Source organism: Pseudoxanthomonas sp. LARHCG66, from assembly GCF_052871755.1.
In genome coordinates, this window is record NZ_JBIXJW010000003.1 from 19,613 (window position 1) to 40,688 (window position 21,076).

Annotated in this window: 21 protein-coding genes and 2 pseudogenes; 15 read left to right on the plus strand and 8 right to left on the minus strand. The window is 66.8% G+C overall.

The features are described from left to right. Position 1: 1 nt before the first annotated feature. Positions 2-1,165 carry an acyl-CoA dehydrogenase family protein gene (locus ACIPRS_RS10160; RefSeq protein WP_446538476.1) on the minus strand — a complete coding sequence of 388 codons (1,164 nt, stop codon included), beginning with the start codon at positions 1,163-1,165 and terminating at the stop codon, positions 2-4. Positions 1,166-1,310: 145 nt separating this feature from the next. Beyond that, on the minus strand, positions 1,311-2,126 hold the full coding sequence (locus ACIPRS_RS10165; protein ID WP_337730920.1) for a glycine zipper 2TM domain-containing protein: 816 nt from the start codon (positions 2,124-2,126) through the stop codon (positions 1,311-1,313). A gap of 173 nt (positions 2,127-2,299) precedes the next feature. Between ACIPRS_RS10165 and ACIPRS_RS10170 the strand changes: the two genes are divergently transcribed. Together ACIPRS_RS10170 and ACIPRS_RS10175 are read left to right on the plus strand one after the other, a co-directional pair. Further along, positions 2,300-2,518, plus strand: coding sequence for a DUF6116 family protein (locus ACIPRS_RS10170; RefSeq protein WP_192201324.1), 219 nt, complete (start codon positions 2,300-2,302; stop codon positions 2,516-2,518). Then, the gene (locus ACIPRS_RS10175) at positions 2,518-3,300 is read left to right on the plus strand and encodes a TatD family hydrolase (RefSeq protein ID WP_446538786.1); all 783 of its coding nucleotides are present in this window, start codon (positions 2,518-2,520) and stop codon (positions 3,298-3,300) included. Before ACIPRS_RS10170 ends, ACIPRS_RS10175 begins: the two co-directional genes overlap by 1 nt. A gap of 4 nt (positions 3,301-3,304) precedes the next feature. Here ACIPRS_RS10175 and ACIPRS_RS10180 read toward each other — a convergent pair whose 3' ends face one another. Both ACIPRS_RS10180 and ACIPRS_RS10185 read right to left on the minus strand, forming a co-directional pair. Further along, the gene (locus tag ACIPRS_RS10180; RefSeq protein ID WP_446538477.1) at positions 3,305-4,720 is read right to left on the minus strand and encodes a nuclear transport factor 2 family protein; all 1,416 of its coding nucleotides are present in this window, start codon (positions 4,718-4,720) and stop codon (positions 3,305-3,307) included. Between the two features lie 107 nt (positions 4,721-4,827). Then, positions 4,828-5,637: a tRNA threonylcarbamoyladenosine dehydratase gene (locus ACIPRS_RS10185; RefSeq protein ID WP_446538478.1), complete on the minus strand. Its 810-nt coding sequence runs from the start codon at positions 5,635-5,637 to the stop codon at positions 4,828-4,830. Positions 5,638-5,713: 76 nt separating this feature from the next. Here ACIPRS_RS10185 and ACIPRS_RS10190 point away from each other — a divergent pair, with 76 nt between their 5' ends. Together ACIPRS_RS10190 and ACIPRS_RS10195 are read left to right on the plus strand one after the other, a co-directional pair. Then, positions 5,714-6,154, plus strand: coding sequence for a cytochrome c (locus ACIPRS_RS10190; protein WP_192201327.1), 441 nt, complete (start codon positions 5,714-5,716; stop codon positions 6,152-6,154). 141 nt (positions 6,155-6,295) lie between these two features. Then, the gene (locus tag ACIPRS_RS10195; protein ID WP_142124166.1) at positions 6,296-6,772 is read left to right on the plus strand and encodes a glycine zipper 2TM domain-containing protein; all 477 of its coding nucleotides are present in this window, start codon (positions 6,296-6,298) and stop codon (positions 6,770-6,772) included. 91 nt (positions 6,773-6,863) lie between these two features. Here the strand turns inward: ACIPRS_RS10195 and ACIPRS_RS10200 are convergent, their stop codons facing one another. After that, entirely contained in the window at positions 6,864-7,073 is a 210-nt protein-coding gene (locus ACIPRS_RS10200; RefSeq protein WP_055944114.1) for a cold-shock protein, read from the minus strand. Between the two features lie 229 nt (positions 7,074-7,302). On the opposite strand from ACIPRS_RS10200, the gene ACIPRS_RS10205 reads away from it, so the two are divergent. The 4 genes from ACIPRS_RS10205 to ACIPRS_RS10220 all read left to right on the plus strand — a co-directional run bounded on the left by ACIPRS_RS10205 (position 7,303) and on the right by ACIPRS_RS10220 (position 10,621). Next, positions 7,303-7,788, plus strand: coding sequence for a DUF456 domain-containing protein (locus ACIPRS_RS10205; protein WP_192201329.1), 486 nt, complete (start codon positions 7,303-7,305; stop codon positions 7,786-7,788). 70 nt (positions 7,789-7,858) lie between these two features. Next, positions 7,859-9,046 carry a phospholipase A gene (locus ACIPRS_RS10210; protein ID WP_337730923.1) on the plus strand — a complete coding sequence of 396 codons (1,188 nt, stop codon included), beginning with the start codon at positions 7,859-7,861 and terminating at the stop codon, positions 9,044-9,046. Continuing rightward, complete coding sequence (gene arsC, locus ACIPRS_RS10215) at positions 9,046-9,465, plus strand: arsenate reductase (glutaredoxin) (protein WP_446538479.1); 420 nt, start codon at positions 9,046-9,048, stop codon at positions 9,463-9,465. The genes ACIPRS_RS10210 and arsC overlap by 1 nt, the downstream gene beginning before the upstream one ends. Before the next feature lie 46 nt (positions 9,466-9,511). After that, positions 9,512-10,621, plus strand: coding sequence for a sterol desaturase family protein (locus tag ACIPRS_RS10220; RefSeq protein ID WP_446538480.1), 1,110 nt, complete (start codon positions 9,512-9,514; stop codon positions 10,619-10,621). 176 nt (positions 10,622-10,797) lie between these two features. Here ACIPRS_RS10220 and ACIPRS_RS10225 read toward each other — a convergent pair whose 3' ends face one another. The 3 genes from ACIPRS_RS10225 to ACIPRS_RS10235 form a co-directional block, all read right to left on the minus strand. Continuing rightward, positions 10,798-11,433, minus strand: a complete 636-nt coding sequence (locus ACIPRS_RS10225; RefSeq protein ID WP_446538481.1) for a glutathione S-transferase family protein — start codon at positions 11,431-11,433, stop codon at positions 10,798-10,800. Between the two features lie 20 nt (positions 11,434-11,453). After that, complete coding sequence (locus ACIPRS_RS10230) at positions 11,454-11,804, minus strand: hypothetical protein (RefSeq protein ID WP_446538482.1); 351 nt, start codon at positions 11,802-11,804, stop codon at positions 11,454-11,456. 79 nt (positions 11,805-11,883) lie between these two features. Then, positions 11,884-13,401 carry a fumarate hydratase gene (locus ACIPRS_RS10235; RefSeq protein ID WP_446538483.1) on the minus strand — a complete coding sequence of 506 codons (1,518 nt, stop codon included), beginning with the start codon at positions 13,399-13,401 and terminating at the stop codon, positions 11,884-11,886. Positions 13,402-13,515: 114 nt separating this feature from the next. Between ACIPRS_RS10235 and ACIPRS_RS10240 the strand changes: the two genes are divergently transcribed. From ACIPRS_RS10240 to ACIPRS_RS10270, 7 genes and pseudogenes are all read left to right on the plus strand, one after another. Continuing rightward, a complete protein-coding gene (locus ACIPRS_RS10240) occupies positions 13,516-14,403 on the plus strand; it encodes an RNA polymerase sigma-70 factor (RefSeq protein ID WP_192201336.1) in 888 nt (295 codons plus the stop codon). A 37-nt stretch (positions 14,404-14,440) separates the two neighbouring features. Further along, entirely contained in the window at positions 14,441-14,887 is a 447-nt protein-coding gene (locus ACIPRS_RS10245; protein WP_446538484.1) for a carboxymuconolactone decarboxylase family protein, read from the plus strand. A gap of 65 nt (positions 14,888-14,952) precedes the next feature. Then, positions 14,953-15,142 (plus strand): annotated as a pseudogene (locus ACIPRS_RS10250) (trimeric intracellular cation channel family protein); the annotation flags it as partial. A gap of 68 nt (positions 15,143-15,210) precedes the next feature. Beyond that, positions 15,211-15,597 (plus strand): annotated as a pseudogene (locus ACIPRS_RS10255) (trimeric intracellular cation channel family protein); the annotation flags it as partial. 108 nt (positions 15,598-15,705) lie between these two features. After that, positions 15,706-16,791: a sensor histidine kinase gene (locus ACIPRS_RS10260; protein WP_337730931.1), complete on the plus strand. Its 1,086-nt coding sequence runs from the start codon at positions 15,706-15,708 to the stop codon at positions 16,789-16,791. Positions 16,792-16,795: 4 nt separating this feature from the next. Next, entirely contained in the window at positions 16,796-17,644 is an 849-nt protein-coding gene (locus ACIPRS_RS10265; RefSeq protein WP_192201339.1) for a LytR/AlgR family response regulator transcription factor, read from the plus strand. A 317-nt stretch (positions 17,645-17,961) separates the two neighbouring features. After that, positions 17,962-21,057, plus strand: a complete 3,096-nt coding sequence (locus ACIPRS_RS10270; RefSeq protein WP_446538485.1) for an efflux RND transporter permease subunit — start codon at positions 17,962-17,964, stop codon at positions 21,055-21,057. The last annotated feature ends 19 nt before the right edge of the window (positions 21,058-21,076 follow it).

Sequence of the window (21,076 nt, forward strand, 5' to 3'; positions counted from 1 at the left end):
GTCAGAACGCGTTGATGCCCGTCAGCTCGCGACCGATCACCAGCTGGTGCACGGTCTCCGTGCCCTCATAGGTGATCACCGATTCCAGGTTCAGCGCGTGACGGATGGCCGCGTGTTCGGTGGTAATACCGGCGCCGCCCAGCAGGTCGCGGCATTCGCGCGCGATGTCGATGGCCATGCGGCAGTTGTTCCACTTCGCCAGCGACACCTGCGAGGGCTGCATGGTGCCGGCGTCCTTCAGGCGGCCGAGTTGCAGCGACAGCAGCTGCGCGAGTGTGATGCGGCGTGCCATTTCGGCCATCTTGATCTGCGCGCTCTGCGTCGCTGCGACGGGACGGTCGAACAGGATGCGTTCCTTGGTGTAGCCCAGCACTTCGTCGAGGCAGGCGATCGCCGCGCCAATCGGGCCCCAGGTGATGCCGTAGCGGGCCTGGGTCAGGCAGCCCAGCGGCCCCTTCAGGCCTTTTACGTTGGGAAGGCGGCTGCTGTCGGGCAGGCGCACATTGTCGAAGAACAGCGCGCTGGTCACCGAGGCGCGCAGGCTCATCTTGTGCTTGATCTCCTGCGCGGTGAAGCCGGGCGTGCCCTTCTCGATCAGGAAGCCCTGGATGCCGTCATCGTTCTGCGCCCAGACGATGGCAATGTCGGCTAGGTTGCCGTTGGTGATCCACATCTTGGATCCGTTGATGACCCAGTCATCGCCATCACGGCGCGCGGTGGTCTTCATGTTGGCCGGGTCGGAACCGCCGTGGGGTTCGGTCAGGCCGAAGCAACCGATGACCTTGCCCGCCGCCATGTCCGGCAGCCAGCGCTGGCGCTGCTCTTCGCTGCCATAGGCGTAGATGGGGTACATGCACAGTGAGGACTGCACGCTGACGAAGCTGCGGATGCCGCTGTCGCCGCGTTCCAGTTCCTGGCAGATCAGGCCATAGCTGACCGCGTTGAGGCCGGCGCAACCGTATTTCTCGGGCAGCGAAGAACCCAGCAGCCCGAGTTCGGCGATCTCGGGAACGAGTTCTTTCGGGAACCGGCCCTGGTCGAAGGCGTCGCCGATGATCGGCCGCACGCGTTCGTCGGTGAAGCGGGCCACCGCGTCCTGCACGGCACGCTCTTCTTCACTCAGGAGGGAACGGACATCGAACAGGTCGTACGGGTTCAGAGCCATCGTGCTTCAACCGGCGTCAGGTATTCACCGCATTGTATGCGTTGGCCCTTGAGGCCGGTAAGCGCCAGTCCGCACAGCAAAGGCCGGCGAAACGCCGGCCTTTGCGGGGTACCCCGTTGAAACGCAGGCCTGCCCGGCCTGCGTGTCAGCCCTTGTCGGGGGTGTCGACGCTGGCGGTCTGCGTGACCACCTGGCCATCGATCACCGGCAGGCGCTCACCCGGCTTCTGGTCCATCCGGATGGTCTTGTCCTGACCATCGAAACGGTAGGTCACGTCATAACCGATGACCTTGTCCGTCGTGCCCATCGCGATGCGGGTACCCGGCTTGCTGTCCATGCGCATGGTACCGGTGGTGCCATCCGGATTGCGGTAGGTCACGTTGTAGCCGGTCACGCGCGAGGACTCGGAGGTCGCATTCTCGGTGTGGCACTGACGCTCCGTACGACTGACGACCTTGCCACCCACGTGGCGCTTGTCCACCTGGTTGCCGATCGCACCGCCCGCGACCGCGCCCGCCACGGTGGCGGCCTTCTTGCCGCTGCCGCTGCCCACCTGGTTGCCGAGCAAGCCACCGATCACCGCACCGGCGACCGTGCCGCCGACGTTGCCATCGCGCTCGGGCGCACGCTCCTGCACCACCACGTCCTCGCAGACTTCGCGCGGCGTACTGGTGGTCGTGGTCTCGCGTACGGGTTCGGTGCCGATCACCGTGGCGTACAGTTTCTCCGAACTGGTCACCGGATCGGCCTTGACCACGGTGGCGTACTGAAGCGTGCCCACCGGAATCTGGTTGTCGGTCGCGGCGGCGTCATCGGCGACCAGGGTGCCATCGGCGGCCGTCACCAGGCCATCCTGGCCGGTCGGGCTCTTGTCGCCACCCTTGAGGAAGGCCGCAGTGGCCACACCGCCCACCAGCAGCGCGCCGACGGCGACCAGAATGGTTGTTGTATTGCTCTTCATCGCTGCCTCCAGGTCGGGCCGTGCCCGATTCATATTGGTCATCATTGCACCATTGCCAACCTGAACACAGTCCCCGCTAGTGCCCACGAAAACCAACGAAAAGTGAACGCTTCCACCACGCGCCGATCATGCTAGCGTGACGCCCGTTACACACGCCGAGAGCGATCACCGCCATGCCGAATCCCCTGTTGCTGCCTCTGCTCGAGTGGGCGCGAAAGCTGCGTTACCCCACCCTGTTCAAGATCACCGCCGCACTCTTCATGGTCACCCTGGTCCTGCCTGATCCCTTCCCGTTCGTGGATGAAATCCTGTTCGGCCTCGGTACGTTGCTGCTGGCCAACTGGAAGCGGCGCAAGGATCCGCCGCCCACGATAGAGCCCTCGAAGCGCTGATCGAAATGCTGATCGACAGCCACAGTCATTTCGACGCATCGGAATTCGACCCGGACCGTGACGCGACGCTGGCGCGCGCGCGCGCGGCGGGCGTCGACCGGCAAGTCGTGCCTGCGGTGGCGGCGGCCAGCTGGCCCAGGCTGCGCGAGGTCTGTGCGCGCGATGGAGGGCTGTTTCCGGCTTATGGGCTCCACCCGATGTACCTGGCCGAGCACCAGCCCGCACATCTGGATGAACTGCGCCAGTGGATCGAGCGCGAACGCCCCGTGGCTGTCGGCGAATGCGGCCTGGATTTCTTCGTGGAAGGCCTGGATGCGGACGATCAGCAGCACTACTTCGACGGGCAGCTCCAGCTGGCGCGGGAGTTCGATCTGCCGGTGATCGTGCATGCGCGCCGCGCGGTCGATGCGGTGATCGCGTCATTCAAGCGCGTGGGCGGCCTGCGGGGCGTGGTGCACAGCTTTTCAGGCAGTCCGGAACAGGCACGCCAGCTGTGGCACCTGGGTTTCCTGATCGGACTGGGCGGACCAGTCACCTACGAGCGCGCGAATCGCTTGCGTACGCTCGTCCGCTCGATGCCGCTCGATTTCCTGCTTCTGGAAACGGATGCGCCGGACCAGCCCGATGCCGGCATCCGCGGGCAGCGCAACGAACCCGCGCGACTGGCGGTAGTCCGCGACGTCATTGCCGGACTGCGTGATATCGCGCCCGAGGAACTTGCGCGCGCCACCACGCAGAACGCCGAGCGTTTGTTCGGCCTGCCCCCTGTCGTCCGCGACTGAGCTTTCAGCGCACGGCCCGGGCGGGATCAGCCGCCGGGGCGGGAGTTGTTGCGTGATAGGCCTTGACCGCGATCTTCCACGTATCGCCGTAACGCAGCAGCGTCATGTGGTCCAAGGCCTTCATGTCCGGATAGTCCAGTTCGATCACGGCGGTCGCGACGTCACCGGTCACCGTGATCTGGCGGATCCAGCGTTTGCGCATGCCTTCGTCCGCCGGCGCGCGGCCACTGGAAGAGGCCTTGATGTAGTCCTGCGCCGGCCAGTGCCGATACTGGCCATCCTTGTATCCCACCAGCACGGCCTCGTCGGCAAATGCCCGCTGGAAGTGCCGGCGCTGGCCGGTGGCATGGCCATCCAGATAGGCCTGCAGCGGCAGCCGCACCGCAGCCACATTGTCGCCGCTGGCAATGCCAACATTGTCCGCACCGACCGCTACGACCACCTTGCCGCGGGTGGAACCTGTGCGATTGTGCTGCTGGGCCTGGGCGATCTGGTCCAGCGGATACAGACCATCGACATGGACACCCAACCGGCCTGCCGCAATCAACGGCGCCACTCCGTTCAGCCCTGCCTGCACATCCCACGGCGGCGTCGCGGGACAGACGACGCGACCCGGCGCGCACAGCGCAGCGGGCACCTGGCCGACCAGCGTGACCAGCCGTCCTCCCTCGCGCAGCACCCGGGGTGAGCGCGCCAGCGTATCGCCCCCCACGGTGTCGACCACGATGTCGATATCGTGCACCACATCCTCGAAACGGACGTTGCGATAGTCGATCACGTCATCCGCCCCCAGCGTGCGCAGATAATCGTGATTGCGCGCAGATGCGGTCGCGATGACATATGCTCCGCGCGCCTTGGCCAGTTGCACGACCATCGAGCCCACGCCGCCGGCGCCGCCGTGCACCAGGACCCGCTCGCCGGGCCGGACATCTGCTGCGGCGACCAGATAGCGCCACGCGGCGACCGCCACGGTCGGGTACGCGGCGGCCTCCTGCATCGTGAAAGCCGGCGGCGCCGGCACGATGGACGCGACCGGCGCCGACACGTATTCCGCGTAACTGCCGGAACGCTCGCGCGGATCCACGATGCCGGCGACGCGATCACCGCAGGCGAAGGCGGTCACGCCTGGCGCGACGGCCACCACCTCCCCCGCGAAATCGCCACCCGGCGTAGCCGGAAACGGCAGCCGACCCGCTTCCTGCAGTTTCCAGTCGACGGGATTGATGCTCGCGTAGTGCACGCGCACCAGCACATCCCGTGCCTGCAGTACGGGGACAGGCACGCGCTCCACGCGCAACGATTCGGGACCGCCGGCCGCATGGATGCGCGCAGCGCGCATCGCGTCGGGAACGACCGGACAGGCATGGGCGGCTGCGGCGAAAAGCGGCAGTCCGATCAGCAGCAGGGCGCGGATATACATGGCCGATGTGGTAACGGAAGGAGCCGCACTATCCCTCTGCCCCATTGTCCTGCACAGGGGGCGTGCGCCGAAGCGCCGCGCCCATGCGCCAAGGCGAGGCACGTGACTCAGTCGCTACCAGGCATGACCTTGCGCGGCTTGGCCAGCAGCTCCAGCGCCTTGCCCACCATCGCGAACGCGAACGCACCGGTGATGTGGGTGGCGGCCCCCAAGCCCACGCCGCAGTCCAGCTTGAGCGCGGCATCCGCGCCCAGTTGAGGGCGCAGGCCGCAGACGGAGCCGTCGGCCTGCGGATACTTGACGTTCTCCAGCGAATACACCGCCTGCACGCCGAAGTAGCGATCGCGGTTCTTCGGGAAGTTGAACTCCGCACGGAGCTTCTTGCGCACGAGTGCGAGCAGCGCATCGTGTTCGGTACGCGACAGGTCGCGCAGACGGATCTGGGTGGGATCGGTACGCCCGCCCGCCGATCCGGAAACCACGATGGGCAGCTTGCGGCGGCGGCACCACGCGATCATCTCCACCTTCACCCGGAAACTGTCGCAGGCATCGAGCACCAGATCGAACCCCCGGCCCAGCAATTCGGCCATGTTGGACGCGGTCAGGAACTGCGGCACGACGTCCACGTCGATCAGCGGATTGATCGCGCGGCAGCGTTCCGCCATCGCCTCGGCCTTGTTGCGGCCGTACTGGCCCTCCAATGCAGGCAACTGCCGGTTGGTGTTCGACACGCAGATGTCGTCCGCGTCGATCAACGTCAGATGACCCACGCCCGAGCGCGCCAGCGCTTCCACCACCCACGAGCCCACGCCCCCCATGCCGACCACCGCCACGCGCGCAGCGGCATGGCGCGTCACCGCCCCCACGCCGTACAGCCGGTCGATGCCGCCGAAGCGGTCCCTGAGTTCTTTCTTCATGTCACTAGTTTAAAGCGTGGCGCGAACCGTGACGCGCGTCGTACCATCGCGGCGTCAACCACATGGAGCCCGCCGCATGGCCAGCCAGCCCGAGATCAAGAAGCCTTCCGCCGCCTCACGTTACCTGTTCCTGTTCCTGATCGGCCTGGTGGTGGGCGCCGTCTGCACGGTGATGGCCATGCGAGCGTTGCAGGCACGACAGGATCCATTCCCGCACGCGGTGATGCACGTGATGGCCAAGCACTCCGGGCAGTTGTCGGACAAGGTGAAACAGAATCGTTGCGCCGCGACCGACACGATTCCGCACGTACGCACGCTGCGGGCGATCGCCAATGACCTGGAGGTCGCTTTCCCGGACCTGGCCGACGACTCGCGCTTCAAGACCCACACCAGCCAGTTCCGGGCAGACCTCGACGCCGCCCTGAGTGCACCGCCGACCGATTGCGTCGCTGCCGGCGCGGTGGTGGAGAAGATCGGCACGGATTGCAAGGCCTGCCATCAGGACTTCCGCGGCTGACCGACGGTCGGCGTCTGAATCGCAACTGACATCCGGGCCGCTCATGCGGCCCGATTCTCATCATGTTCACGCGTTGCTGTGGAGCATGGCCATCGAACGGTCCCATCACCATGCGGGGCCGGCCATCCACAGGAGATTCCCATGAACATGCGCCTGCTCGTCATAGGCCTGACCGCCACCGTTGCGCTCGCCGGCTGCGCCAGCACTTCGCCGGGCTATGGCAGCGGTTATGGTGGCGGCTACAGCAACACGGCCCCCGCCAACCGGTACTGCGCGGATTGCGGCATCGTCGAACGCATCGATGTCGTGTCGTCGGGCCGCAGCGCACCGTCCGCCACCGGCGCGGTACTGGGCGGTATCGTCGGTGCGGTCGCCGGCCGCCAGATTTCCGATCGCACCGGCGGTAGCGAAGGCAACAAGAATGTGTCCACCGTGGCGGGCGCCGTCGCGGGCGCGGCCGCAGGCAACGCCATCCAGAACCGCACCACCGGCGAAACCTACAACGTGACCGTGCGGATGGATGACGGTCGCCGCGTTACCATCAGCCAGCGCGACCTGGGCGGCATCCGCGAGAACACGTACGTGCGTATCCAGAACGGTCGCGTGGTGCTGCGCTGATCGCGACCCCGACCCAAGGCAAAGAAAAAGCCCGGCATCAGCCGGGCTTTTTCTTGCGGAGCACGCGCCGAGGCGCGGTTCGGCGGTCAGGTCAGACGGGCTGCACGGCGTCCGCCTGCAGGCCCTTCTGGCCCTGCACGACGGTGAAGCTGACCTTCTGTCCTTCCTTCAGGCTCTTGAAGCCCTGGGTCTGGATGGCGCGGAAGTGCACGAACACGTCTTCGCCATTCTCGCGGCTGATGAAGCCGAAGCCCTTGGCATCGTTGAACCATTTCACGGTTCCGGTTTCACGATCAGACATCTACTTGCTCCTTGAAACGGGTGGTGGATACGCCTGCTGGGCGGCTGGTTGCAAGGAGGAAGCGAGGTACAAGGATGCAGCGGATCATGGATCTACCCCATCAGGCCACGATTCACGGTGACCTTGGCAACGGCAGCGGCCGCACAGTAACCCGGCATTTGGCAAAATGCAAACGCTTGAACGAGAAAGTCAACCCCCTTCCAACCCCTTGATTCACTAGGAGAATTGTTTGGATATCCAGATGCTCTACTACGCCCTGGCCGTGGTGCTGATCCTGGTTGGCATCGCGGGGGTGATCCTGCCCGCCCTGCCCGGCCTGCCCCTGGTCTTCGGCGGCATGCTGCTGGCTGCCTGGGCAGGCGATTTCCAGCAGATCGGCTGGGTCACGCTGGTGGTGCTGGGCCTGCTGACCGCGCTGTCCTTTGCGGTCGACATCTTCTCCACCGCGATCGGCGCCCAACGTGTCGGCGCCAGTCGCAAGGCATTGCTGGGAACCGTGCTGGGCACGTTTGCCGGCCTGTTCTTCATGCCTATCGGCCTGCTTGCAGGCCCCTTCGTCGGCGCGCTGCTGGGCGAACTGTGGCATGGCCGTGAATTCCGCCAGGCCACCAAGGTGGGCCTGGGCACCTGGCTGGGCATCCTCCTGGGCGTGGTGCTCAAGCTGGGTCTGGCATTCGCCATGCTGGGGCTGTTCGTGTTCGCCTGGATCTTCTGAAGGCCGCATCGCGCGTGTCATCCACGCCGGCTGGCAGAATGTCGCCGCCCCCCACCCTTCGAGTCCCTGCATGACGCACCCCACCCGTCTTCTGCCCCTGGTAATCGGAGTTACCTTTGCACTGACCGCGCAGGCCCAGGACGGCTCCCAGGCCGGCACGTCCGCCGAGGCATGCTTCTCGCTCGAGAACGACGCTGCACGCCTGGCGTGCTATGACGCTGCGCTCGGTCGCACCGCGGCCGACACCCGCCAGGCCGACGAACAGGCGCTGGCTGCCAGGGAAGCCGAAATCCAGGCGCGTGCGCAGGCCCGTGCCGAAGCCAAGGCCGCCGCCGACATGGAGACCGGCCAGGATCTGCCCCTGAGCCAGCGCACACGCCGTCGCCTGGGCGCATGGTTCCGCACGGACGATCCGGCCGACGCCGACCTGATCGCCAATGCGGGTCGCGGCTCGCTATTGGACAGCCGCTGGGAACTGGCCAAGGACTCCAAGCTGGGTGTCTTCCAGCTGCGCGCCTACAAGCCCATGTACCTGCTGCCCGCGTTCTGGACCAGCCAGGTCAACGAGACGCCCTCCTCTCCCAACCCGGACAACACGGTCACCGAACCGCAGGACCTGCAGGACATCGAGGCGAAGTTCCAGCTGAGCTTCAAGACCAAGTTCGCGGAAAACCTGTTCGGCGACAACGGCGACATCTGGGGCGCCTATACCCAGAGCTCGCGTTGGCAGGTCTACAACGGCGACGAGTCGCGCCCGTTCCGCGAGACCAACTACGAGCCTGAAGTGATGCTGGTGTTCCGCAACAACTACAGCATCGCCGGCTGGAAAGGCCGCATGGCCGGGATTGCGCTCAACCATCAGTCCAACGGGCGCAGTGATCCACTGTCGCGCAGTTGGAACCGCGTCATCGCCACCATCGGCCTGGACCGCGAGAACTGGGCGCTGGTGCTGCGGCCGTGGTACCGCGTGCCGGACGGCAACGACGACGACAACCCCGACATCGAGAACTACATCGGCCGTGGCGATGCGATGCTCACCTATGCGCGCAACGGCCATGTGTTCACGGTGCTGGGCCGGCATTCCCTGCGCGGCGGCGACGACTCGCATGGTGCCCTGCAGGTGGACTACGGGTTCCCGATCAACCGGAGCTTCCGTGCGCACGTGCAGCTGTTCCATGGCTACGGCGAGAGCCTGATCGACTACAACCACAAGGCCACCTACGTGGGCCTGGGCATTTCGCTGCTGGACTGGTACTGATGGACAACGTGACGATCTACCACAACCCCGCCTGCGGCACGTCGCGCAACACCCTTGGACTGATCCGCAATGCCGGCATCGAGCCGCAGATCATCGAGTACCTGCGGACCCCGCCGGATCGCGCCACCCTGCTGTCGCTGATCGCCGCGATGCAGGTACCGGTCCGCGACGTGGTGCGCGCCAAGGAACCCCTGTACGCGGACCTCGGCCTGGCGGAGGCCGGCGACGACACGCTCCTTGACGCGATGCTGGCCCATCCGGTGCTCATCAACCGGCCGATCGTGGCCACGGCGAGGGGAACCGCGCTCTGCCGGCCATCGGAGCGTGTGCTGGACATCCTCCCACGACCGCAACAGGGTGCCTTCGCGAAGGAGGATGGAGAACGCGTGGTGGATGCGGCCGGAAATCGCCTCGTCTGACGTAAAATCTGGCGCAGGAAGCCACTCGACCTGCCAAGGAAGCACCATGCCCCGCCCGCGCCGTTCGTTCTTCGCCTACGCCTCCGCCCTGCTCGGACTGCTCAGCCTGATGGCGGTGCTCTGCTTCCACCATCCCGAACTGCTGACCAGCAGGGAATTCCGCGCGGTCTACAACGAGCAGTTCGCGCGCCACCTGTTGCTGGTCGGCCTGGCAGCGGCCTTCGGCATGGGCACGCTGGCCATCCTGCGCGACCGCAACAAGCGCATCGCTCTGGTCGGCGTGGGTGGCGCCACGCTCGCCGTGCTGCTCGGCGGCACCAACGTGCAGTTCGATGCCATCGGCAAGACCCCGTACTCGCTGGGACTGGACTGGTTCGTGATCTCGCTGTTCTTCTCGGCGCTGGTGTTCGTGCCGCTGGAGCACTACCTGGGCAAGCGCCGCATCTCGCCGTTGCGACCCGGCTGGCGCACGGACGTGGGCTACTTCTTCATGAGCCACGTGCTGGTGCAGTTCATCCTGATCCTGGTGACGGCATCCACCTCGACCATCGCCGGGCTGGCGGCCTTCCCGGCACTGAAGGACGCCATCCAGTCGCTGCCCGTGTGGGCGCAGTTCCTGATCGCGGTATTCGTGGCCGACCTGGCCCAGGCGCTGCTGCACCGTGCGTACCACAACATCCCGTGGCTCTGGCGCTTCCATGCCGTCCATCACTCCAGCCGCGAGATGGACTGGCTGGCAGGTTCGCGCATCCACTTCGTCGAGATCGTCCTGACCCGCAGCGCGGTGCTGCTGCCACTGCTGATCCTCGGCTTCTCGGCACCGGCGGTGAACGCCTACGTGATCCTGGTCGGCCTGCAAGCCGTGCTGGCACATGCCAACCTCGGCATCCGCTTCGGCGTGCTGGAGTACCTGCTGGTACTGCCGCGCTACCACCACTGGCACCACGCGCGGCACAAGGACTACCTGGATGTGAACTACGCCATCCACCTGCCACTGGTGGACATGCTGATGGGCACGTTCAAGCTGCCGCCGAAGCAGGAAGACTGGCCCGAGGAGTACGGCGTGATGAAACTGGAGACGGTGCCGCGCGGCATCCTGCGCCAGCACCTCATGCCGTTCCAGGGCGGACGGAAGTTCGACGAGTACGTGGACTGAGTGTCCGCTGTTGCCTGCTGTAGGAGCGACGTAAGTCGCGACCGCGCGCCACGACGGGCAGGAACGCTGCTCCAAGCGATGTATCCGAGGCGCGCCCCATTCGTGGCCACGGCTTCACGCTACTTCCCGATCCACGGTCGCGACTTACGTCGCTCCTACATTGGATCAGGTGCCGGTCACGTCCAGTCCGTCAGTCCCTCACGGGCATAGACTTCCCTGAAGCTCGGCAGCGCTTTCATGCGCTGCGCGTAGGCGTGCAGCGCCGGCCAGGTGTCGGTTGGCCTGGGCATGTTGCGCGACCAGCGCATCAGCATGGTCAGCAGGAAGTCGGCCGCGCTGCGCTGTGCACCCAGCAGGTAGGGGCCGTGGGCCTCCAGATGGTCCGCGACCTGTCCCCATGCCTTTTCCAGCTTCGCCCGGGCGTGATCCTGCGTGGCCTGGATGTTGGCCTCGCCTGCGATCTCATCCGAGTAGAACCACGCGCGGTACGCGGGCATCAGCGTATTGGCGCAGAACAGCATCCAGCGGTAGTACTGCGCGCGCTGCATGCTGGCGATCGCCGGCGCGAGCTCCGCGCGCGGGTGCGTGTCGGCGAGATGCATCAGGATCGCAGCGGTCTCGGTGATCACCTGCCCGTCCATCACCAGCGTGGGGACCACGCCGGCGGGATTGAGCTTCAGGTAGTCGTCGGATTTCTGGTCGCGCTTGTCGAAGTCCAGCTCATGAAGCTCATGCGGGATGCCCAGCTCGATCAGCAGCCAGTGCACGACCAGGCTGGCGGTGCTGCGGGAGTAGTAGAGCGTCGTCGACATATGGGCCGCCTGGTCGCGATCTAAAAGGGAATTGGTGCCGGTGCAGCCATGGCGATGCGCACTGGCGTAGCGCAGTGAGGGCAGGCTTGATCGAGTTGGAAAGCATCCAACCCCGCCAAGGCATGACCACACTGCATACAATGAAATCCAGGGTCGACACGTACGCGCTCGCCAGCGGGCACGTACATCACCCCGCGCTCATCGGATTCGACCACCCACCATTGGCGCTTGATGTCATAACGCACAACGCCATGGATTTCGAGATCCTCAACGTCGTCTGATTCGTCGTAGGCCACCAATTCGAGTCCATCCCTGAGGACGACGCCCGCATTGGAAAGATCCCGCAGCGAACCATAGGTATCCAGGACCACCGCGACGCGCCCCTGCGCTGGCCCACGAACCAAACCATTGAAGTCAGCGTAGATCCGGAGCGGATTCGCAGGCACTGGATCAGGCCACCACCACCGGAATCTTGCCTATGCGCGCCTGCCATTCCTTCGGGCCGGTCTGGTGCACCGAGGTGCCCTGCGAATCGACGGCCACCGTTACCGGCATGTCCTGCACGTCGAATTCGTAGATGGCTTCCATGCCGAGGTCGGCGAAGCCGACGACCTTGGCCGCCTTGATCGCCTTCGAAACGAGGTACGCCGCGCCGCCGACCGCCATCAGGTAGGCCGACTGGTGCTTCTTGATCGCCTCGATCGCGGCCGGGCCGCGTTCGGCCTTGCCGACCATGCCCAGCAGGCCGGTCTGCGCCAGCACCTGCTCGGTGAACTTGTCCATGCGGGTGGCGGTGGTCGGGCCGGCCGGGCCGACGACCTCGTCGCGCACCGGATCGACCGGGCCGACGTAGTAGATGAAGCGGCCTTTCAGGTCGACCGGCAGCGACTCGCCCTTGTTGAGCATGTCGACCATGCGCTTGTGCGCGGCATCGCGGCCGGTCAGCAGCTTGCCGTTGAGCAGCAGCACTTCGCCGGGCTTCCAGCTGGCGACGTCTTCACGCGTCAGCGCGTCCAGATCGACGCGACGGCCCTTGGAGGCGTCGTACGTCAGCTCCGGCCAGTCTTCCAGCGAGGGCGGATCCAGCATGACCGGGCCGCTGCCGTCGAGGGTGAAGTGCGCATGGCGCGTCGCGGCGCAGTTCGGGATCATCGCGACCGGCAGGTTCGCCGCGTGGGTCGGGTAGTCCTTGACCTTGATGTCGAGCACGGTGGTCAGCCCACCCAGCCCCTGCGCACCGATGCCGAGCGCGTTGACCTTCTCGTACAGTTCCAGCCGCAGTTCCTCGGCGCGGTTGGATGCGCCGCGCGCCTGCAGGTCGGTGATGTCGATCGGCTCCATCAGCGATTCCTTCGCCAGCAGCATCGCCTTCTCCGCGGTGCCGCCGATGCCGATGCCGAGCATGCCCGGCGGGCACCAGCCGGCGCCCATCGTCGGCACGGTCTTCAGCACCCAGTCGACGATGGAATCGGACGGATTGAGCATCGCGAACTTCGACTTCGCCTCCGAACCGCCACCCTTCGCGGCGACGATCACGTCGACCGTGTTGCCCGGCACGACCTTGACGTTGACCACGCCCGGCGTGTTGTCCTTGGTGTTGGTGCGCTTGCCGGCCGGGTCGGCGAGCACGCTGGCGCGCAGCTTGTTGTCGGGGTGGTTGTAGGCGCGGCGCACGCCTTCGTGGACCATGTCCTCCACACCCATCGTGGCGTCGTCCCAGCGCACGTCCATGCCGATCTCGAGGAACACGGTGACGATGCCGGTGTCCTGGCAGATCGGGCGGTGGCCTTCGGCGCACATGCGCGAGTTGATCAGGATCTGGGCGATGGCGTCCTTCGCGGCCGGCGACTCTTCGCGCTCGTAGGCGGCGGCGAGGTTCTTGATGTAGTCGACCGGGTGGTAATAGCTGATGTACTGCAGGCCATCGGCGATGGACTGGATGAGGTCTTCTTGCTTGATCGAGGTCATGGGGCGGGCAAAGCCGGGGCTGCCGGTGGGTAGCGGGCGGAAGCGCCCATTTTAGGCCAAAGTGACACGTTGCCCGCCTGTCACAGCCAGGCACCCTGCCCCGTCTTTGGTCGCATGAACGCCGAAAACACCTTCGAAGCCCACCGTTCCCGCCTGTTCGGCCTGTCGTACCGCCTGCTGGGCAGCCGCAGCGATGCCGAGGACGTGGTCCAGGACACCTGGCTGCGCTGGCAGCAGGCTGACAGGACCGGCATCCGCGACCCCGAAGCCTGGCTGGTCACCGCAGCTACCCGGCTGGGCATCGACCGGCTGCGCGCCGCTCGGGTGCAGCGCGAGCATTACACCGGCCCCTGGCTGCCCGCCCCGTCGGAGATCGACGAATCCCCGACCCCCGAGCATTCGGCCGAGGTCGCCGAGCAGGTTTCGCTGGCCTTCCTCGCCGTACTGGAACGGCTGGGCCCGGAGGAGCGCGCGGCCTTCCTGCTGAAGGAGGCATTCGACTACGACTACGCGCAGATCGCGCCGCTGCTGGGCCAGAGCGAGGCGAATTGCCGGCAGATGGTCCATCGCGCCCGCGAGCGCGTGCAGGCCGGTCGTCCCCGCTTCGATGTGGCGCCCGAACACCATCGCCATTTGCTGGAGCGCTTCATGCGCGCGGCGCAGCGCGGCGACCAGCCCGCGATCACCGCCCTGTTGAGCGAAGACGCGCGCCTGGTGTCCGATGGCGGCGGCAAGGCGGTGGCCGTCATCCGTCCGCTGCTGGGGGCGGCGCGCATCGCGCGGTTGTTCTGGGCGGTCTACCGGCGGCACGATCCAGCCATCGCGTGGCGGATGGGCACGGTCAATGGCGAACCCGCCATCCTGCGCTACCGCGACGGCGCGCTGGCAGCGGTGATGGTGGCCGTGAGCGATGGCGAACGCATCAGCGAACTGTTCACCGTCGCCAATCCGGACAAGTTGGGCACGGCTGTCACGGCGAAGGACGGTGGCGCGTCCTGGTAGTGAAGGCGGCCACCGTGGCCGTCACGGAAGCACTGCCATGACCAAGAAGTTCCATCGCGTCGAGTATCCCAAGCACGTTCCCGAGGCGTTCCGCGGCCTCTACGCCGCAAGCACCGCGCTCCACAACGGTGCGCTGGGCAAGGAGTTCCTCGAACTCATCTTCCTGCGCGTCTCGCAGATCAACGGCTGTGCGTTCTGCCTGGACATGCATGCCAGCGCGTTGCGCAAGGCGGGCGTGGAGCCACGCAAGATCGACACCGTCGCCGGCTGGCGCGACAGCCGCTTCTTCGATGCCCGCGAAAGCGCGGCGCTGGCGTGGGCCGAGCAGTTGACCACCCTGCCGACGGGTGCCCCCGCCGAAGCCACGTACGAGGCATTGAAGGAGCACTTCGACGAGCACGGCATCGCCGAGCTGACCATGGCCGTGGCCACCATCAACGCCTGGAACCGGCTGGGCGTGGGCATGCAGCCGATCCTGCCCTGATCCGACGTGGCGTCGCGGGGCGGTGCATGCTCGCCCCGCACGCACCACGGCGGCACAATGGCGGCATGGAAGCCCTGGTCCTCATCCTCGATCTGGTCGGCACCTTCGTGTTCGCGCTGAGTGGCGCGACCATGGGGGTGCGCCGTCGCCTGGACATCTTCGGCGTGCTGGTGCTGTCCTTCGCGGCCGCCACCGCCGGCGGCATCATGCGCGACCTGCTGATCGGCGCCACGCCACCGGCCGCGCTCAGCGACTGGCGCTATCCGGTGACCTCGCTGGCAGCCGGCATCGTGACCTTCTTCCGCGCACCGCTGATCGAGAAACTCCACCATCCCGTACGCATGTTCGACGCGATGGGGCTGGCGCTGTTTGCCGTGGCCGGCACCCAGAAGGCGCTGGAATACGGCCTGTCCCCGCCCATGGCGGCGGCGATGGGCATGCTGACCGGCATCGGCGGCGGCATCCTGCGTGACCTGCTGCTGGCGCAGGTGCCGCTGGTGCTGCAGGCCGAGTTGTACGCGGTGGCCGCGCTGGCCGGCGCGCTCATCGTGGCAACGGGGCACTGGCTCGCCCTGCCTGCGGTGCCCTGCGCCCTCGTCGGCGCCGGGGTGTGCTTCGGCCTGCGCATGATGGCGGTGACCTATGGCTGGCATCTGCCGGTGGCGCTGCAGTCCGGTGGCGATGGCGAGCCGCCCGGTCCGCTGAAGTAGCCCAACGCCGGCCGCCTTGCGCCCAAGCGTGGCCCGGCGCCGACGAACCGTGCGGACCGCCGCGCCCGGTGGCGTTAGCATGGCGCCACCTGCGTCCTGATCGACACCATGGCCATCGCCACCTCCCATCCGCTGGACCTGCCCCGCCAGCGCGTCTTCTGGCTTCTGCACCTGTCGGGCTGGGGCGCCTACTTCGCGCAGGGCTGCCTGTATGCCGTCGCCCACGGCAAGCCGTCCGGCTACTGGGTGGTGCCCGCGACCGCCGCCACCATGGGCGCACTGGTCACGCTGGGCCTGCGCTTCCTGCTGAGGACCTACTGGAGCCTGCCGCCCCGCCAGCTGCTGGCATTGATGATTCCGGTGGTCCTGGCCAGCTCGGCGCTGATCGATTTCGTCACCCGTGAAGTCCTGGTCGACTTCTGCGAGACCTGCAAGCCGACCACCCGCCTGGAGTTCATCGCCTATTCGCTCGGCTACATCTATGTGGTGCTGGCGTGGGTCGGCGCGTACATGGGCATCAAGTACTACCAGCAGCTGCAGGGCGAAACCGAGCGCACGCTGGCCGCACGCAGCATGGCGCACCAGGCGCAGTTGAAAATGCTGCGCTACCAGCTCAACCCGCACTTCCTGTTCAACACGCTCAACGCGATCTCCACGCTGATCCTGGACCGCGACAATGCCACCGCCAACCGCATGGTGCAGGGCCTGTCGTCGTTCCTCCGGCACTCGCTGGACAACGACCCGATGCAGCGCGTCACGCTGCGTCAGGAACTCGATGCGCTGACGCTGTACCTGGACATCGAGAAGATCCGCTTCGCCGAACGGTTGCGCATCGAGACCGATATCGACGAGGACTGTTGGCGTGCGCTGCTGCCCAGCCTGTTGCTGCAACCGCTGGTGGAGAACGCCATCAAGTACGCCGTGGCCAAGCAGGTCGCAGGTGGCCTGTTGCGCATTGAAGCCGAGCGGGACGGCGCGCAACTGGTGCTGCGCGTCACCGATGACGGGCCCGGCTGCGGGAGCCTGGAAGGCGACGAATTGCCGCCCGGCAAGGGCGTGGGCCTGCGCAATACGCGCGAACGCCTGAGCGTGCTGTACGGCGGGTCCGGTGGTTTCTCCGTACGCAATCTGGAGCGCGGCATCGAAGTCACTCTGCGCCTGCCGTTCGAAACCTCGCAGACGCTGGCGGACTGAGCCGATGGACCACGCCACCTCACTGCCCCGCCCGGCACGATTGCGCGCCTTCATCGTCGACGACGAACCACTGGCGCGGCGCGGGCTGGAAATCCGCCTGGCCGCGCATGCCGACATCGACATCGTCGGCCAGTATGGCGATGGCGCATCGGCCATCGCCGGTCTGCGCGAACACCGACCGGACCTGGTGTTCCTCGATGTGCAGATGCCGGGGATGGACGGCTTCCAGACACTGCGCGCGATTCCCGCCAGCGAGATGCCGCTGGTGGTGTTCGTCACCGCTTACGACCATTACGCCATCCGTGCCTTCGAGGCCTCCGCCACCGACTATCTGCTCAAGCCTGTGGACGATTCACGGCTGGCGCAGGCCCTGTCGCGCGTGCGCCAGGCGCGCGCGCAGCGCGAGGCCAGCGGCCATTGCGCCACCCTGCTCGGCCTGTTGGGCGAACTGAGCGGCCGTCCCCCCCTGCACCTGGACGACGCCCTCAAGCCCGATGCGCTGGATCTGCTGCGGCGCGAGGAAAAGCTCGCGATCCGCGATGGCGGCCGCACCGTGCGCGTGGACCTGCACAGCATCCGCTGGATCGATGCCGCGGGCGACTACATGTGCATCCACGTGGATGGCGAAGGCCAGACCGGCACGACCCTGATCCTGCGCGCCACCATGCGCGAGCTCGAGAAGCAGCTGGATCCGCAGCGCTTCCCGCGCATCCACCGCTCCACCATCGTCAACGCGCGGCGGGTGGTGGAGATGCGGCCGCATACCAACGGGGAAAGCTTCCTGCGGCTGGACTGCGGCCAGGAACTGAAACTGTCGCGCAGCCATCGCGACAAGCTGGCGGTGTTGCTGTAACCCGTTCTTCTGCAGGAGCGACGTGAGTCGCGACCGCACGGCTGCCATTGCCGTGGCACATGAAGCGCGCGAATCGATCTCGACATGCCGACATCGCGCCCTCTGTCGAGGCGCGACGAAATCCGACGCGTGCGGTCGCGACTCACGTCGCTCCTACATCAGTGCCAACCCGGCGTAACGCGGATTCTCGATCTTCGGTTCATCGCGCCCGCTCCACCACTTGCCGCAATACGGCACGCGGCATGACTTCCGGGCCATAACCATCACGGAAGACGCGCGCATCGTGCGCTCCGCCGAGACCAGAGCGGACCTGTACGATGAAACTCACCGAAGCCTCCCTGCGCAATCCCGCTGCCGTCGCGGTGGTCGTCGCCATGGTCTGTGCCTTCGGCCTGATGAGCCTGATGAAGCTGCCACTGCAGCTGTTCCCCGACATCGAGCGACCGCAGATGTCGATCCAGACCGGCTGGCGCGCGGCATCGCCGCAGGAGATGGAGTCGGAGATCGTTGAACCCATCGAAGCCGTGATGCAGGGCCTGCCCGGGCTGGAGGAAATCTCCTCCAACGTCAACGCGGGCAACAGCTTCATCAACCTCACCTTCGCCGTCGGCAGCGACATGGACGCGATGCTGGTGGAGGTGCTGTCGCGCATGAACCGGCTGCAGCCGCTACCGCGCGATGCGACACCGCCGGTGGTGCAGGCGGGCGCCGACAATGCCAACAACTCGCTCACCTATTTCTTCGTGCAGAAGCTGCCGGGCACGCGCGGCGACATCCTCGACTACCGGCAGATGATCGAGGATCGCATCGTCCCGCGCATCTCCGCGGTGCAAGGGGTGGCCGGCGTCGAGATCAACGGTGGCGCCGAGGAAGAGCTGACCATCACCCTCAATCTGGAACGTGCCGCCGCGCTGGGCATCCAGATTCCCGAGGTCGCCGCCGTCGCGGCGCGCGCCACCGATGTGTCCGGCGGCGTGGTGGAAGCCGGGCGGCGCGAGTACGTGCTGCGTTTCGCCGGGCGCTATTCGCCCGAGGCCCTGGGCGAACTGATCCTGGCCTGGCGCGATGGCCGGCCGGTACGGCTTGGCGATGTCGCACGCGTCGAAGTGAAACGGCCGGAGCAGCGCTTCTTCGCCTACCAGAACGGAAACCCCGCCATCGGGCTGCGCATCCTGCGCGAGAACGGGGCCAACGTGCTGGATACGCTGGATGAAGTGAAGCGCGTCGTGGCGGACGTTCGCGAACGGGAACTGAAGCCACTCGGGCTGGAGATCGCGCAGAGCTTCGATGCCTCGGTATTCATCAACCGCGCACTTGGCCTGCTGTCGGGCAGCCTCACCGTCGGCGTGCTGCTCGCGGTCGGCTGCCTGTGGTGGTTCCTGCGCGACGTGCGTGCCACCGCACTGATCGCGTGCGCCATTCCCATCTCGTTGCTGGCCACCTTCATCGTGCTGCAGCTCACCGGCCGCAGCCTCAACGTCATCTCGCTAGCGGGGCTCGCGTTCGCGGTCGGCATGGTGATGGATGCCGCCGTGGTCGTCGCGGAGAACATCGTGCGGCTGCGCGAGGAAGGCATGCCGGCAGCGCGCGCCGCCCTGGAGGGCACGCGCCAGGTGGGCGGCGCGCTGGTTGCGTCCACGCTCACCACCGTGGCTGTGTTCCTGCCGGTGATCTTCATGGATGACGTGGAAGGCCAGCTGTTCGCCGACCTGGCGCTGACCATCTCCATCGCGGTGGGGATCTCGCTGCTGATCGCCGTCACCGTGCTGCCAGCCGCCGCCGGCAGCTGGCTGCGCACGCGTCCCGGCGATGCCACGCAGCACCGTGCCTGGTCGCGCGTCAGCGACTGGGCACTGCGTGTCACCGAGGGTCGCCCGCGTCAGCTTGCGTGGGTCGGCGCACTGGTGCTCGCGCCCGTGCTGCTGGCGACGCTGCTGATGCCGCAGATCGACTACCTGCCGCCGGTGAAGCGTGCCGCGGTGGATGCCTTCTTCAACTTCCCGCCCGGCATGAGCCCGGAACGCGTGAACCGCGAGATCGCCCCCGTGGTGCTTGAGCGCATGCGCCCGTACTTGGAGGGCGAAAAGGGGCCGCAGCTGAGCAATTGGTACCTCAACCTGTGGCCGGGTGGTGGTTCGCTCGGCGCGCGCGTGGTCGATCCCGCCGATATCGGCGAGCTGGAACGCATCGTGCGCGACGAGATCGTCGTCGGCTTTCCGGACACGCGGGCCTTCGCCAGCGAAGGCGAACTGTTCGGCAGCTTCGGCGGATCGGCACGCGCCATCGCCATCCACCTGCAGCACAGCGATGGCGACGCACTGGCCCGGGCGGCGGAAGCAGGACGCAAACTGCTGTCGGAGCGCTTCGCCGGCGCCAACGTGCAGGCGTGGCCCAGTGCCGATGCCGGCACGCCGGAACTGCGGGTGAATCCGAACGACCGCCGCCTGGCAGAAGCGGGCTGGCGGCGGCCCGAGCTGGGCACCGTCGTACGTGCGCTGGGCGACGGCCAGTGGCTGGGCGAGCATTTCGACGGCGACCGACGGCTCGCCATCATCCTGCGCAGCGACCGCGCCGACGATGTCGAACGGCTGGGCGCCGCGCCCCTGGCGACACCCCAGGGCGGCGTACTGAGCCTGGCCGAACTCGCACAGGTGGAAACGGTGCTCGCACCCAACCAGTTGCGCCGCATCGACCGTCGCCGCACGGTGACGCTGACCGTCGATCCCCCGGCCGCGATGTCGCTGGAAGAAGCGCTGGACATCGTCAATGACGAGATCGTGCCTGCGTTGCGCGATGGACTGCCCCCCGATGCCGCCATCCGGATTTCCGGCAGTGCCGACCGGCTCGGCGAAGTGGTGCGCAGCATGGGCACGAACTTCGTGATCGCGCTGGTGGTGCTGTTCATGCTGATGGCGGCGATGTTCAAGTCGTTGCGCGACAGCGCTTTCGTCATGGCGACCCTGCCGATGGCGGTGCTCGGTGGCGTGCTGGGCCTGCGCGTGCTCGACGTGGCGGCCGGACAGACCCTGGACCTGCTGTCGATGATCGGCTTCATCATGCTGCTGGGCATGGTGATCAACAACGCCATCCTGCTGGTGGCGCAGGCGCGCGAGGCCCAGGCGGGCGGCGCATCACTGGACGAAGCGCTGAAACAGGCCCTGGACCAACGCCTGCGACCGATCCTGATCGCGGCGCTGACCGGTGTACTGGGCGCATTGCCGATGGCGATCAATCCCGGCCCCGGCGCGGTGATCTACCGCGGCCTTGCGGCGGTCTCGGTGGGCGGCGTGGCGCTGAGCCTGCTGTTCACCGTGGTGCTGGTGCCCGCCCTGCTGCGGCTGGCTGGCACACGCGCTGCCCGCGCGGATGTGCGCGACACCCCCGCCACGCCGCTTCCGTCCCCTGCAACCTGATCCCCTCCCCCTTCCTGGA